At 47.4% G+C, this 13010-nt stretch carries 16 protein-coding genes; 11 read left to right on the plus strand and 5 right to left on the minus strand.

The window, feature by feature from the left end; genetic code table 11:
- Positions 1 to 111: 111 nt before the first annotated feature.
- Positions 112 to 1251, minus strand: coding sequence for a zinc-dependent alcohol dehydrogenase (locus tag EJP77_RS12045; RefSeq protein WP_127199486.1), 1140 nt, complete (start codon positions 1249 to 1251; stop codon positions 112 to 114).
- A 172-nt stretch (positions 1252 to 1423) separates the two neighbouring features.
- On the opposite strand from EJP77_RS12045, the gene EJP77_RS12050 reads away from it, so the two are divergent.
- The 6 genes from EJP77_RS12050 (at position 1424) to EJP77_RS12070 (ending at position 6072) form a co-directional block, all read left to right on the plus strand.
- Positions 1424 to 2413, plus strand: a complete 990-nt coding sequence (locus EJP77_RS12050) for a Gfo/Idh/MocA family protein (protein ID WP_127199487.1) — start codon at positions 1424 to 1426, stop codon at positions 2411 to 2413.
- 114 nt (positions 2414 to 2527) lie between these two features.
- Positions 2528 to 2971, plus strand: coding sequence for a hypothetical protein (locus tag EJP77_RS12055; protein WP_127199488.1), 444 nt, complete (start codon positions 2528 to 2530; stop codon positions 2969 to 2971).
- A 385-nt stretch (positions 2972 to 3356) separates the two neighbouring features.
- On the plus strand, positions 3357 to 3947 hold the full coding sequence (locus EJP77_RS12060) for an SLOG family protein (protein ID WP_185897340.1): 591 nt from the start codon (positions 3357 to 3359) through the stop codon (positions 3945 to 3947).
- Positions 3948 to 4039: 92 nt separating this feature from the next.
- Entirely contained in the window at positions 4040 to 5056 is a 1017-nt protein-coding gene (locus EJP77_RS12065) for a TIR domain-containing protein (protein ID WP_185897323.1), read from the plus strand.
- Positions 5053 to 5226 (plus strand): hypothetical protein, encoded by a 174-nt coding sequence (locus EJP77_RS20665; protein WP_185897324.1) that lies wholly within the window; start codon positions 5053 to 5055, stop codon positions 5224 to 5226. Before EJP77_RS12065 ends, EJP77_RS20665 begins: the two co-directional genes overlap by 4 nt.
- Before the next feature lie 213 nt (positions 5227 to 5439).
- Positions 5440 to 6072, plus strand: a complete 633-nt coding sequence (locus EJP77_RS12070) for a DedA family protein (RefSeq protein WP_127199491.1) — start codon at positions 5440 to 5442, stop codon at positions 6070 to 6072.
- 199 nt (positions 6073 to 6271) lie between these two features.
- Here the strand turns inward: EJP77_RS12070 and EJP77_RS12075 are convergent, their stop codons facing one another.
- From EJP77_RS12075 to EJP77_RS12085, 3 genes are read right to left on the minus strand one after another with little or no spacing between them, the layout of a single operon-like run.
- Complete coding sequence (locus tag EJP77_RS12075) at positions 6272 to 6529, minus strand: helix-turn-helix domain-containing protein (protein WP_185897325.1); 258 nt, start codon at positions 6527 to 6529, stop codon at positions 6272 to 6274.
- A 4-nt stretch (positions 6530 to 6533) separates the two neighbouring features.
- Entirely contained in the window at positions 6534 to 6704 is a 171-nt protein-coding gene (locus tag EJP77_RS12080) for a YvrJ family protein (RefSeq protein WP_246021877.1), read from the minus strand.
- Positions 6677 to 7315, minus strand: coding sequence for an RNA polymerase sigma factor (locus tag EJP77_RS12085; RefSeq protein WP_127199493.1), 639 nt, complete (start codon positions 7313 to 7315; stop codon positions 6677 to 6679). The genes EJP77_RS12080 and EJP77_RS12085 overlap by 28 nt, the downstream gene beginning before the upstream one ends.
- Positions 7316 to 7887: 572 nt before the next feature.
- On the opposite strand from EJP77_RS12085, the gene EJP77_RS12090 reads away from it, so the two are divergent.
- The gene (locus EJP77_RS12090) at positions 7888 to 8403 is read left to right on the plus strand and encodes a mismatch-specific DNA-glycosylase (RefSeq protein WP_127199494.1); all 516 of its coding nucleotides are present in this window, start codon (positions 7888 to 7890) and stop codon (positions 8401 to 8403) included.
- A gap of 129 nt (positions 8404 to 8532) precedes the next feature.
- On the plus strand, positions 8533 to 9702 hold the full coding sequence (locus tag EJP77_RS12095; RefSeq protein ID WP_246021878.1) for an MFS transporter: 1170 nt from the start codon (positions 8533 to 8535) through the stop codon (positions 9700 to 9702).
- Between the two features lie 120 nt (positions 9703 to 9822).
- Here EJP77_RS12095 and EJP77_RS12100 read toward each other — a convergent pair whose 3' ends face one another.
- Positions 9823 to 10749, minus strand: a complete 927-nt coding sequence (locus tag EJP77_RS12100; protein ID WP_127199496.1) for an exonuclease domain-containing protein — start codon at positions 10747 to 10749, stop codon at positions 9823 to 9825.
- A gap of 184 nt (positions 10750 to 10933) precedes the next feature.
- On the opposite strand from EJP77_RS12100, the gene EJP77_RS12105 reads away from it, so the two are divergent.
- The 3 genes from EJP77_RS12105 (at position 10934) to EJP77_RS12115 (ending at position 13001) form a co-directional block, all read left to right on the plus strand.
- Complete coding sequence (locus tag EJP77_RS12105; RefSeq protein ID WP_127199497.1) at positions 10934 to 11374, plus strand: MarR family winged helix-turn-helix transcriptional regulator; 441 nt, start codon at positions 10934 to 10936, stop codon at positions 11372 to 11374.
- 68 nt (positions 11375 to 11442) lie between these two features.
- A complete protein-coding gene (locus EJP77_RS12110) occupies positions 11443 to 12393 on the plus strand; it encodes a ring-cleaving dioxygenase (RefSeq protein WP_127199498.1) in 951 nt (316 codons plus the stop codon).
- Positions 12390 to 13001 carry an alpha/beta hydrolase gene (locus tag EJP77_RS12115; protein ID WP_127199499.1) on the plus strand — a complete coding sequence of 204 codons (612 nt, stop codon included), beginning with the start codon at positions 12390 to 12392 and terminating at the stop codon, positions 12999 to 13001. The genes EJP77_RS12110 and EJP77_RS12115 overlap by 4 nt, the downstream gene beginning before the upstream one ends.
- Positions 13002 to 13010 lie beyond the last annotated feature (9 nt).

The raw sequence follows: 13010 nt of genomic DNA on the forward strand, positions 1-13010 counted from the left end.
ATGGTATTGCACATCAATCGCTTACGTAAATACTTATTAACAGATAGGAGGAGTGCCCTATGCAGCCGTTAATTTGGCTCGCGGGACACCCCCCTTGTGTTCTTGCAGAATTTAAGGCTTCAAGATGACTTTGATACACTCATCTTCATGTTCATAGAACGTTTTGTATGCATCGCTGGCCTGATCAAGCGGAACCCGGTGCGTGATAATCTCGGTAGGGTCGAACTCACCTGCGGTGATCATGTCGAACAGTTTCGGCATTAGGTGAATGACCGGAGCCTGTCCCATCTTCAAAGTAATATTCCGTTCGAAAATATCTCCAAGCGGGAACATGTTATACAGGGAACCGTACACTCCGGTAAGCTGCATGGTGCCAAATTTGCGGACAGCATGAATACCGATATCTAGTGCGCTCAATGTACCGCCTTGGAGCTTGAGCTTCTGGCCAATGGCCTCGAAAGCGTTCTTCTTCCCGTCCATTCCCACACAATCGATCACAATATCCGACCCGCCATGCGTAATTTCCCTAATATATTTGCCCATTTCATCGAACTCATCAAAGTTATACACTTCCGAATTGTTCATCTGCTTGGCTTTGTTCAGGCGGTAAGGGACGTTGTCAATGGCGATGACCCGCTTAGCGCCTTTCATCCAGGCGAATTTCTGGGCCATTAGACCGACCGGACCGCAGCCAAGGACGGTTACGGTATCTCCTGGCTTCACACCGGCATTCTCCACACTCCAATAGGCGGTTGGAAGCACGTCGGACATGAACAGCACCGATTCATCCGGAAGCTCGCAGGATTCGGGAATCACGAAAGGCATGAAGTTACCGTAGGGTACTCGCAGAAGCTCGGCTTGTCCGCCGGGATAGTTCCCATAACGCTCCGTGAACCCGAAATAGCCGCCCGTATCAATCTCTTCGTTACGATTGGAGTTGTCGCACTGACTCTCCATATCGTGCTGACAGTAGAAACAGTGCCCGCAGGAGATATTGAACGGGAGAACGACACGGTCCCCTTTTTTGACACGGGTCACTTCAGGACCCACTTCTTCCACAATGCCCATAGGTTCATGACCTATGACGTAGTCCTTGGCGGCAGGAAGTGCGCCTAGATAAATATGTAAGTCCGATCCGCAGATAGCTGTCGAGGTAATGCGCACGATAATATCGTCCTTCTTCTCCAGCTTGGGATCTTCCACTTGCTTTACCTGGATATCCTTAGCTCCTTGAAAAGTAACTGCTTTCATATATGTTCGACCTCCTAAGTAGTAATAGTTGAAATATACCCGGTATCTTATCTTTTAAACTAAGCTTATGGAAATTAACTTCCAAACTTATGAACCTTACCTAACGAGGTAGACATCGACTTTACAGAGTGAGAGAATAATCATATCGATATTCTGAGGGAAGGAATGAGATATGGTGGTACGATTCGGTATTATCGGAACGAACTGGATAACAGAACGATTTGTACAGGCTGCTCTAGAGAACGATCAATTTGTTCTTACGGCCGTCTATTCACGCACTAGAGAAAAGGGCAGTTCCTTTGCAGCAAAATTCAATGATCCACAGGTGTACACGGATCTTACGGAAATGCTCTCAAGCGATACAGTGGATGCGGTATATATCGCTAGTCCGAATTCTTATCATGCGGAGCAGGCGATTCTCTGTATGAACCATGGGAAGCATGTCCTGTGCGAGAAGCCTATGGCGTCCAACGCGGCAGAGGTGCAGCGTATGATTGAAGTAGCACAGAAGAACGATGTGGTACTGATGGAAGCACTAAAGTCAACGCTGATGCCTAACTTTAAAGTGATCAAAGATAACTTGTATAAATTAGACCGGGTACGCCGCTATACGGCGAGCTACTGTCAGTACTCCTCCCGGTATGATGCTTTCAAGCAGGGGACTGTGCTTAACGCATTTAATCCCGAGTTTTCCAACGGATCTCTGATGGACCTGGGGATTTACTGCCTGTATCCAATGGTGGCACTCTTCGGTAAGCCGGATACTATTCAGGCCGTTGGGGTCATGCTGTCATCAGGCGTGGACGGGGAAGGCAGCATAATTATGAAATATGATGAAATGGAGGGCGTGGTTATGCACTCCAAGATTAGCGACTCCTATTTGCCGACTGAAATTCAGGGGGAGAACGGCACCATGGTGATTGATAAGATCAATCAGCCTTATTCCGTAAAGATTCATTATCGGGATGGAACGATCGAGGATCTTACCAAGCCTCAAATGCATGAATCCATGTACTATGAAGCCCGTGAATTTATAGACTTGATCTTAAGCGGTGAGCGGATCAGTGAGATTAACTCCCATGCTGCCTCGCTGGCTGTCGCCGAGATCATGCAGGAGGCGAGACGGCAAATAGGTCTGAAATTCAAGTCGGATAGCCACTGAAAAACAGCCAATTCAGGATATAAAAGGTAGAAATCTGTTGAATAAAGGTAAATTATGTGACAATATGTAAATGGTATATTGTACCTAATTGTTTATTCAAGGAGGAAGTTTTTAGTGGAAAGAGGGAACAACTTAGTTTTACCGATTTTGGGAGCGCTCGTCGCAGCAGTCCTGGGTGCTGTACTCTGGACCGTAGTTGGCGTAAGCACCGAACGTGAAGTAGGTTATGTCGCTTTGGGAGTAGGGGCATTAACTGGTTTCGCGGTACAACTCTTGGCGAACAAACGCACAACAAGAGTTCATCAAATTATTGCAGCAGTTGCAGCTGCCATTGGAGTCCTTCTAGGTAAGTATTTCCTGTTTGCCTATGTTGGTAATGATGGATTTGACGGCATGTTTAACAGTTATACCTTTAGCATGTTCCAGGAAATGAGCGGAGAAATTTTTGACGCCCTAGATATCCTTTTCTTGGCACTAGCTGTAGTCCCGGCTTGGCGTATCGCTGCTCCTAAGACTGTACAGCCAATTCAGCCTCAGCAGTCAACACCGGTAGAGTAATAAGTGTGGTGAATGTGGACGTTCTACAAGGTCAATGGGGACCTTGGGGAGCGTCCCTTTTTGTGCGCCTGCATGGTATAATGCCTTCACAAGATTAGGCTGTTTATAAAGAACTTAGAGAAATTGGCATGCCGGAAAGGAGTAACGGAGGGGAAGCTTGGAACTGTAGGAGCGAAAGCGATCGCCTACAAGCTTTCTGAAAGAAAGCTACATCGGAAGCATATGCCTTTGTCTCCGGATTTCAACCGAACAATGTGATTTAATAAAGAAATCTGGAGGCGGGCAGCGGCCGAAAGTCCAAGCATTCCTCGTAGTTTCGACCTTACCCAGAATGTAAAGATTTTCTGTGTGCTTATACAGCGTAAAGGTGTGACATGTTATGACTATCAAAAATCTGCTCGTAACCGGCTATCGTGCCCATGAACTCGGGATTTACAATCAGAAGCACGAAGGGATTACTTATATACGCAAGGCGATTCGGGGAAAATTAATTCCGCTGATTGAAGAAGGACTGGAGTGGGTGATCACACCAGGCCAGTATGGGGTCGATCTATGGGCCTGTGAAGCGGCAATTGAACTTAAGGAAGTGTACCCTCATCTGAAATGCTCGATCATCACGGCCTACAAGAATCCAGAGGAGAACTGGAAGGAAGACAAGAAGGAGTATTATGAGCAGCTCATCCGAAAGCTCGATTACTATGGGGCGGTCAGCAACCAGCCCTATGACGGAGTATGGCAGCTTACAGCCCGGGATAACCTGCTGCTGCGCAAGACAGAAGGAATTCTACTTTTCTACGACGAGGATGCCGGGGATGCCAGCCCCAAATTTATAAAGAAGAGGGCTTTGAAGAAGCATGAAGAAGAAGGTTACCTGTACCTCAGTCTAACCTCGGAAGACATCCAGAGTATTGCCGAAGAAGAGGCCATGAACGAACGTTCGGGTGAGGAGTCTATGTGGCTGCCTGAGGACTGGTAACCTGCCGAAATCTAAGGTTCCCCGTGTCTCTGGACGACACCCGCATGTTATAATATTCCAATAAGGAAGATTATGGTGATATGGGGGATAACATGAGTAAACCTTCCGTTTTTATCGGTTCATCAAGGGAAGCCATTCCGATTGTAAATGCGGTTCAGGAAGAGCTTGAGCATTTTGCAATGGTTACCCCATGGCACAGGGGAGTTTTTCAGGCGGGACGTTATACCATGGAGGATTTGGAAGTCCAGATTCATGAGAGCGATTTCGCTGTATTTATTTTTCATCCGGACGATGTCACCACGATTAGAGGAAAGTTATATTATACGGCAAGAGACAATACCGTATTTGAGATGGGGTTGTTCTGGAGCCAGCTGGGCAGAGATAGAGTCTTCTTCCTTCTCCCGGCCCATATTCCGGTTCAGGAAGCCGATGAGGAGATGCAAATCGACGGATTTCGTACGCCTTCTGATCTTCTTGGCATGACTACGCTAACCTATCAGTTCAATCCTAAGAACTGGAATTCTTCTGTTGGGGTAGCTTGCGGCAAGATGGGAGCCAGATTTACCGAGCTGGGTTTCAAGAATACAGACCCGGCGGAGCTTCTGCGGCAATCCGTGGAAGAGCGCGAGCGTCTGCTGCGAATTATTGGTTTCTTCGAAGAACTCAACCATAAACCCTCCATGGGAACGGAGCTGTATAACCGGATATGCCGTGCGCTGCGTCTATCTTTCGTAGCAGCCCCCTATACCGTTAGCGGCTCGGCGCTCTTCAAGGCGGAGGAGCGGGTGATCCGCCAGGTCGGCAGTGACGGGATCGGTGAACTTGGGCGCGAATATTCACTCGAGGTCAATCAGGATAGGAAGGCGGCGCACGAGATCATTCATGTGGTTGATGTGCACCTGAGCGGGAATGTATCTTTTAGCCAGCGTAACCGTAAATCCATTGTGAAGGAATATATCTTATGTTATCCTCTAGCTAAGAGGTATGTATTTACCATCCATCTGAAAGGTACTGATCAGGTGAATGAGACCTTGTTCGAGACGATCTGTTATGTAAATAAAGCGCTGCTTGATTCAATCCATGATTTGCTGGGAGGGGAAACGTCATGAAATCCAGACCTAGGATGACTTTCAGAAGATACAGACTCAAGAGTCCGATTCTGCTGCCAGGTCACTTGAAGATCGTGCTGGCTCCTACCTTGGATGGGGAAGATGAAGAGGCGTTCACGGTGCTTTATGAACGTAAGGCAGAGTATGATAAGCCAGTATATCGTATTTAATACCAGGATCATGTTCCTTATTTAATGAAGGGCGCCCCGCACGATGGACAGTGCGACAGGGCAGCTCTTTTTTTATACGTGAATGCAGCAGTCCAGGGTTCTCCAAGACCAAAGTCCAGTTCAAAGACTAAACCCCAGCCAATTACAAATATGGTTTTTTACAGGTAAACTGGTAAGCACCTGAGTAAATCATAGACGGTTAGGGGCGTAATCATGGAGTGGATCAGCAATCTATTTGAACAATACGGCTATTTCGTTCTATTCTGCGGTCTATTTGCGGAATCTGTGGCCATCCCGTTCCCGGGAGAACTTGCTATGGCCATTTCGGGCCATTTGTCGACGCATGGCAGCTTCAGCATCCCGCTTATTATTACCTATTCTTATGGCGGAGCTATATTAGGTACACTGCTTACCTATCTCCTGGGTTATAAGCTCGGAACACCTTTCTTGGAGAAGTACGGACGGTTTCTTTTTCTTAATGAGGGTCGAAGGGTCAAGCTGACGAGATGGTTCGGCAAATATGGTGACAAGCTCATTCTGATCAGCTATTTCGTTCCGGGATTGCGACATTTCACCGGCTATCTCTCCGGCATTCTTAGGGTTAAGCTGCGTACCTTCCTAGTGTATAACTGCATAGGAGGAATTCTCTGGGTCCTGACTTATGTGATGATCGGCAAAATTTTTGGTCAGAAAATAGAGCTGCTGCTTCACCTTATCTCCCAGTATTCTACAGCGGCTATTGTGGCGGGAGTGATGGGGGTGATATTCGTGCTCCTGATCAAGAAGAACTTCCGGGCTATTCGCCATCGGTTAACAAATTTAAGTCGCCAGAAGGAACAGGACTAAGAAGGGAGTTATGTGCAGCTGTACATAAAGGACAGACCAAAAGAAGCCCTCCTTGGCATGGTTGCTCGCACTTCCATCCCAAGGAACTGGCTTCTTTTGCTTTGTGCCATTTATGCATTCGAAAGCTTAGGCTGAAGCCTGCGGAGAGAGACGAACGATTGCGGACAAGCGTTAGCGGCCGCCTTTGGTTGTTGAAGTTCTATTTCGTCTCATCTCTATCTATCGAACTTATGAAATCCGTGAAGCTTGGGATACGACTGAGGTCGTATGACAGAATCTTCTCGGTTAGCTTCTCGTGTATACTCTGCTCCAGATCCTCTTGATCGGAGGGGGGGGCCATCCTGCTGTGCTTCTTAATTAGTGGAGCGAACTGGCGAAGAATTTGATAGAGCGCATCCCTGTCCCCTTGCTGTGCCTTGACTACCAGATCAAGCAGTGTATCTGTATCCTTCTCCATGCGGCTACTCCTTTGCTCTTTGTGTGTTGTGGAAATCTGCATCTAATTCTTGGATTGAATGATCCAGCGAACTCAGTTTCTTTTCAAATCGGAAGAACAAATACCCGCTTACCACGATAGGAAAACCGACATTGTTTATGGCGTGCATCAGGAAATTGAGCAGTGCTTCATCCACTTTTCATCACCTCCTTTATCGGGACGGACGGAGGAACGGAGCTTGTTCAGCGCTGACTGACGAGTCTTGAATATCGCCTGCGGGCTAACCTGTAGGCTTTCGGCAATCTCTGTATCCCTGTAGCACAGAACATAGGACATAAGTACAATCTGCTGCTGCTTGTGGGTTAACAGCCGAAAGGAGCCATACAGCTTCTCATCTTCAATGTTCTCGGCAAATGCCGAATACTCTTTGAAATAGTAATCAACAGATGGGCAATAATCAAATAGTAGAGAGTCACTTCCATGGCTCTCCTCAGAGCTCATTTGGTCAATAATTAATGGATTCCTCTTATGAATCTTATGAGTGGAGCGGATAAAGGAAAGAGTAGACAGCTGGACAACAGTAGCCATATATCTTACGAAGCGAAGCTGGAACAAATGCTGCCGAAAAGCTTCCTGAAGTCGATCCCAGCTTTCTATATGACCTTTGAGAGCGTTTACCAGAATAACGGCATGGGGCGTGTGGCTGAAGAAGGACTTAATGACAGGATTGCGGAAGGCGGCTTCATGCACGGCTGAATAGTTCTCAAAAATATTTAGCTCATCGCGGGTTAAAGCTCTTACTTTCATAAGTCTAAACCCCCTTCTTTGTATGATTGACCAAGCATCATTCCCTGCGTCCAATTCTTATTAATAAGATATTAGGGTTATATCCAAAATAAACCTGTTAATGAACATACGTTCTAATTCAGTGAAAAAAATAAAAAAGTCAGTAGATATAGATTATTTCATAAATGGAATTAATTGGCATGGGTCTATAGGCTGGTTATCCATTAGACAAATAGAAGGACTTTTGCTGAGTGAGGGGCGGCAAATAGCGGTGGTAGTTCAGCGAATCGGGCCAAGTAAATCTCGACATAACCATGAGTAGGGACTACAGTTATCAGAATCATCAACCTGCCATGACAACCCCTCCCTCTAAATATTTAAGCCTCTGGAACACGACCTGAGCTATGAATGAAGCATTCATTTATCATTCCATATATTAAGCTTATAGTAATAAAGTGTCCCAGGTTTGAGGAAAAACAACCTATATTACCTGCACTTATTAATTTTGTAAATGAGGTTTCTCACGAACCTCGAGAGGCTCTATCATTCATTTTATATGGTTAATTACTTTTAAGAGGAGGAGGAGATCTTTCATGAACGAAGTTGCCGATCATCTTGATTATGGCCTTCAAATTGTCTTTATTGGCTTCAATCCAAGTCTGCGTTCGGGTGAAGTTGGGCATCATTATGCCAATCCTCGCAACAACTTCTGGAGAATTCTTCATAAGTCTGGACTCACACCCAGGCTGTATGAGGCTGCCGAGGATGAGGAGCTGCTGAAGCTTGGTTATGGCTTCACCAATATTGTTGCCAGACCGACTCGTGGGGTTGAGGATATTACCCGAGAGGAATACCGCGAAGGAAGGGAGATTCTTAAGAGCAAGCTGGAGCAATTCCGGCCGCAGATTGCCTGCTTTGTCGGCAAAGGGGTATATACCGAGCTCACCCGAAGAACAAAGGTGGATTGGGGCTTACAGCCGGATTCATTCGTGGAAGGGATTCATGAATTTGTAGCTCCCTCCTCAAGCGGCCTGGTCAGAATGCCAATGGAAGAGATCGTGGAAATCTATCGCAGGCTGAAGGAGTTTGTCTCTCCGGAAGGGGGATAGGAACTAGAAGGCTGATTGTGTATGCCTACATTGAGATTTAAAGTTGGAGAGAGGCTTGTTATACTGATAGAAGAGAATTGTATACGTAAACCAGATTAAAGACGCCTCATATGGGGGAGTGAACATCAGGTGAAAACAGAACTTACAAAAATTCGCGGATTCTATCTGGCGACAGGACTTTCCGGAGGCGTGTTCATCCCTTACCTGTCGCTGCTTCTTGTACATAATCAGCTTACCAGCAGCCAGATTGGGTTCGTCACCTCGCTCGGCATGTTCATTTCTGTGCTGGTTCAGCCGATCTGGGGACTGACAGTAGACCGCTTCCAGATCACACGTCTTACCCTGATTGTCAGCTGTGCAATCCCGGCTGTGCTTGCCATGGGCTATAATTCGCACAGTCTGATTCTGCTCGCAGTGATCAGTGGTGCAACCGCCCTCTTCTCCACACCTCAATCGGCAATTGCTGATACTTATGCCGTCACGGCAGCCAAATCTGCGAATACCTCCTATGGCACGATTCGCTGCTTCGGAAGCATCGGCTTCTCGGTCGGAGGATACCTGGGTGGATATTATCTGGTACATTATCCGCTTTCAAGCTTGTGGATTCCTTATGCCCTGCTGGGTCTGGCGGGAGCAGCAGTTGCCTTCTCGATGCCGAGGCCTGCGATGAGCATTCATGCCGGTGTAGCCTCTTCCATGAGATCTGGGTTACAGGAACTGCTGCGGGATCGCCGGTTCATTATTTTTCTATGCGGTTGTCTTCTGGTTAGTCAGACTTTGACGGCCTTCAATACTTATTTTGCGCTTGCCTTTAAGTCTATCGGAGGGTCACTCGGAACGACCGGTATTGCCTTTGCAATCGCTTCTGCAACGAATGTGCCTGCCATGCTCGTGGCAGCCAAGGTAATGAACAAGTACGGACGTGAAAGAACGCTGGTTCTGGCGTCTCTTGTATATGCCCTGCGGTGGGCACTGCAGGCCGTATTCCCGTATCCGTTTGTCGCGATATCGGTACAGGTACTGCATGGAATCTCCTTCGGTTTCTACTATGTCGCTGCAGTAAATTATGTCTCAGGTGCGGCCAGGAAAGAGCTTCAGGCTACAGGTCAAAGCTTGTTCAGTATGGTCAGCGGGGGATTTGCAGGTATCCTGGGGAATTTGTTCAATGGATATCTGCTGCATGCCGGGGGCCCGGCACTAATGTATGGAATTTGTACATTAAGCGCAGTCTTGGGTGTAGCCTGCTTCTGGCATGTCTCCAGGGCGATGAAGCATAGCGCTGCCGAGCAAGCCATTTAATTTAGATATGACACCATGTGAACAGGTTATAGAAATATACCCCGGCCGAAACGTGATCTCACGTTCTCTGCCGGGGTATATTGTTATTTATGAATTATTTAAGATATCTCTCTGATAGCTTCATCCGAGCAAAGGCAGGAATTCCTCTTCGGGCAGAATTCGAATCTTCCGGCCGGAGGAGGACAGCTTCTCCGCTTTTCTAATCTTGCTGTTGCTTTTGGTCCCATTATGGTGCTTCATATAATCCTTCGAACCTACTACCAGGTAGTGAGTATTCGGCAGCACCTGATCAGCCAGAAGTCCCCCGGCATCTGCCACGCGCTGCATCGCCTCTCGGCGGGACAGGGAAGAGAGCGTACCTGAGAATACAACATGTTTACGATAAAGGACATGATTCTCATCAAACTCGGATACGGACGGAGCAATTTGGCTTGCCCGGACACTTCCTCCGCTGCTTCGGGTGGAGGCGAAAGTAATATGTGTATAATCCGGCAGAATAGAACCCAGCCGGTATTCACAGCGGGCAGCGAGTTCAGGAGCAAGTGCGGCTTCGGCCTTCTCCATGCACTTGATGAATACAAGTGCGGCAGCTCTTGCATCTTCGAGCGCATCATGATGACGGAATGCGTCCAGTTCCAGATGTCTGCTTATGGAATTAAGCCGGTAGCTGGTCAGCCCTGGCCAGATTCTTTTGGCAAGAAGGTAAGAGCATAAATAATGGAATCCATCGCTTGGCAGCTCATGGACGGTCATGCAGTGCTTCAGTACACTCATATCAAAAGCGGCATTGTGCGCCACAACAACCTGATTGTTCAGTAAAGGCCCGATGGAGTCCCAAAGCTCCTTGAAAGTAGGGGCATCTTGTACCATCGCTTCGGTGATCCCATGAATTTGAACAACATAAGGGTCGAAGTCATCGAGCGGATTGACAAGTGAATAGAATTCCTCCGCGACCTCACCGTCTCTGACGACTACAATCCCCACGGCACAAACGCTGCCCCGGTTCCTCATATTCGCCGTTTCAAAGTCTAGCGAGACAAAATTCATCGATGTATCACCACGCTTTCTAGTATCTTATTCTATTTTACACGAAATAGAGTTGGGTTTCCTAATAGGGACGAAGAACCTTTCACGAAATATTTGACAGCTGAAATTATGCGATGTATAATTATCTTAAATTAAAGATAAATTACATCGAGATAAATAATCAGTCACTGAAAGGGGGACACTTATGAAGAGCGATCGCGAGCTTTCGCTGAAGCTGCTTGTTGTATTGTCCAAATCTCACAAGATCATTATGGATCATGCAGTCAAGGATATGAAGAAGTACGGATTGTCTACCTCCGAATTTACTGTACTCGAATTGCTGTACCACAAAGGTCAATTTCCACTTCAGCAGATTGGAGACAAGATTCTGGTAACGAGTGGAAGTATTACTTACAACATCGATAAGCTGGAGAAGAAGGGACTTCTTAAGCGGGTTCCCTGTCCGGACGACCGCAGAGTGACCTATGCTGCAATTACAGAAGCTGGTCAGGCGTTATTCGATCAAATTTTTCCCGAGCACGCAGATGTCATTGAATCCTTAATGAAGGGCCTGTCAGCCGAAGAGAAGAAGACGACGATCACGCTGCTAAAGAAACTGGGCAAATCAGCGAAAAAAACAGTCTAACATATTTTTTTACTATAAATCTTAATATTAAGATATTCTAAATCAAACTATTAAGGAGAGTGTTCAATATGGCACAAAGAACCGCAGGAATTCACCACATTACCGCTTTTGTAAGGGATCCGCAGGAGAACGTTGATTTTTATGCAGGGGTACTTGGACTTAGACTGGTGAAACAGACTATTAACTTTGATGCTCCGGAAGTCTACCACTTATATTTCGGGAACCAAATCGGCAGCCCGGGTACAGCCATTACCTTCTTTCCATGGCCTGAATCTCGCCTTGGCGAGGTGGGTGGAGGACAGGTTGGAACGATAACTTTTGCCGTACCGTCAGGAACGCTGTCCTTCTGGCAGGAACGTCTGGAGCGGTTAGGCGTAGCCGCAGAGAGAACACAGAGATTTGGCGAAGACTATCTCAATTTCAAAGATTACGATGGGCTTCATCTTGAAATTGTGGAACGTGAAGAAGGACCGGAGAGCGAATGGTCATTTGGGGGCGTCCCTGCGAACAAAGCCATCAAAGGATTTGGCGGAGCACAGCTTCTGAGTATGGCACCAGCCAAGACGATGGATCTGCTGGAGAATGTAATGGGCCTCATTAAAGTGGGCGAGGAGAATGGGTGGGTCCGTTATCAAGCCTATGGCGATTTAGGTAACCTGGTGGACGTTAATTCAGGGCCCGTGAAGTTCGGAAGAGGTGGAAGCGGTACGGTGCATCATATTGCATGGCGGGCTGCAGATGATGAGGATCATGCCAAATGGAGAGCCCATATTCTTGAGCAAGGATTCAATCCTACGCCGATTGTGGACCGCCAGTATTTCAATGCCGTATATTTCCGGGAAGCGGGTGGGATTCTATTCGAAATTGCTACGGATACGCCAGGCTTCGATAATGATGAGCCTGCGGATGCGCTGGGTGAGAAGCTGATGCTGCCCGAATGGTACGAACCGAACCGGGCTGAGATTGAGGCAGGACTTCTACCATTCAAAGTCCGTGTATTGGAGGGGGATCAAGCATGATTCATTTATTTCAAAAGGGAACTGATCCTGCAGCTCCAACCCTGCTGCTGCTCCATGGAACCGGGGGAACCGAGCAGGATCTGGTTCCCCTTGCAGGGCTGATCGATCCTAAAGCCTCGTACTTAAGCGTTCGAGGGAATGTGCTGGAGAATGGCATGCCGCGATTCTTCCGCAGACTGGCTGAAGGGGTGTTCGATGAAGAGGATCTGATCTTCCGGACTGAAGAACTGGACACCTTTCTAAATACAGCCTCGGCGCAGTACGGATTCGACCGAAGTAATGTCGTAGCTATTGGATACTCCAACGGAGCTAACATTGCCGGCAGCCTGTTATTCCACTATCCGAATGCGCTGAGAGGAGCGATACTTCATCATCCTATGGTTCCCCGCCGGGGAATTCAGCTGCCTGACTTAACTGGGGTTCCCGTCTTTATTGGGGCTGGGTCTAATGATATGATGTGTCCGCCTTCCGAGACCGAAGAATTAGCCTCACTGCTGGAATCAGCAAATGCACACGTGGAAGTTCACTGGGAGCAGCGCGGGCATCAGCTTACCCAGACAGAAGTCGGTGCTGCAGCCTCTTGGTATCAAGGGAAGTTCACATCCTGAAACGGTTAC

The organism is Paenibacillus zeisoli (assembly GCF_003994465.1).
In the GTDB taxonomy this organism is placed as follows: Bacteria; Bacillota; Bacilli; order Paenibacillales; family Paenibacillaceae; genus Fontibacillus; species Fontibacillus zeisoli.

Excerpts from the sequence above, each read along its gene's own strand:
- EJP77_RS12045 (WP_127199486.1), bottom strand. The coding sequence starts at position 1,251 with ATGAAAGCAGTTACTTTTCAAGGAGCTAAGGATATCCAGGTAAAGCAA.
- EJP77_RS12050 (WP_127199487.1), top strand. The coding sequence starts at position 1,424 with ATGGTGGTACGATTCGGTATTATCGGAACGAACTGGATAACAGAACGA.
- EJP77_RS12065 (WP_185897323.1), top strand. The coding sequence starts at position 4,040 with ATGAGTAAACCTTCCGTTTTTATCGGTTCATCAAGGGAAGCCATTCCG.
- EJP77_RS20665 (WP_185897324.1), top strand. The coding sequence starts at position 5,053 with ATGAAATCCAGACCTAGGATGACTTTCAGAAGATACAGACTCAAGAGT.
- EJP77_RS12070 (WP_127199491.1), top strand. The coding sequence starts at position 5,440 with ATGGAGTGGATCAGCAATCTATTTGAACAATACGGCTATTTCGTTCTA.
- EJP77_RS12075 (WP_185897325.1), bottom strand. The coding sequence starts at position 6,529 with ATGGAGAAGGATACAGATACACTGCTTGATCTGGTAGTCAAGGCACAG.
- EJP77_RS12085 (WP_127199493.1), bottom strand. The coding sequence starts at position 7,315 with ATGAAAGTAAGAGCTTTAACCCGCGATGAGCTAAATATTTTTGAGAAC.
- EJP77_RS12090 (WP_127199494.1), top strand. The coding sequence starts at position 7,888 with ATGAACGAAGTTGCCGATCATCTTGATTATGGCCTTCAAATTGTCTTT.
- EJP77_RS12100 (WP_127199496.1), bottom strand. The coding sequence starts at position 10,749 with ATGAATTTTGTCTCGCTAGACTTTGAAACGGCGAATATGAGGAACCGG.
- EJP77_RS12105 (WP_127199497.1), top strand. The coding sequence starts at position 10,934 with ATGAAGAGCGATCGCGAGCTTTCGCTGAAGCTGCTTGTTGTATTGTCC.
- EJP77_RS12110 (WP_127199498.1), top strand. The coding sequence starts at position 11,443 with ATGGCACAAAGAACCGCAGGAATTCACCACATTACCGCTTTTGTAAGG.
- EJP77_RS12115 (WP_127199499.1), top strand. The coding sequence starts at position 12,390 with ATGATTCATTTATTTCAAAAGGGAACTGATCCTGCAGCTCCAACCCTG.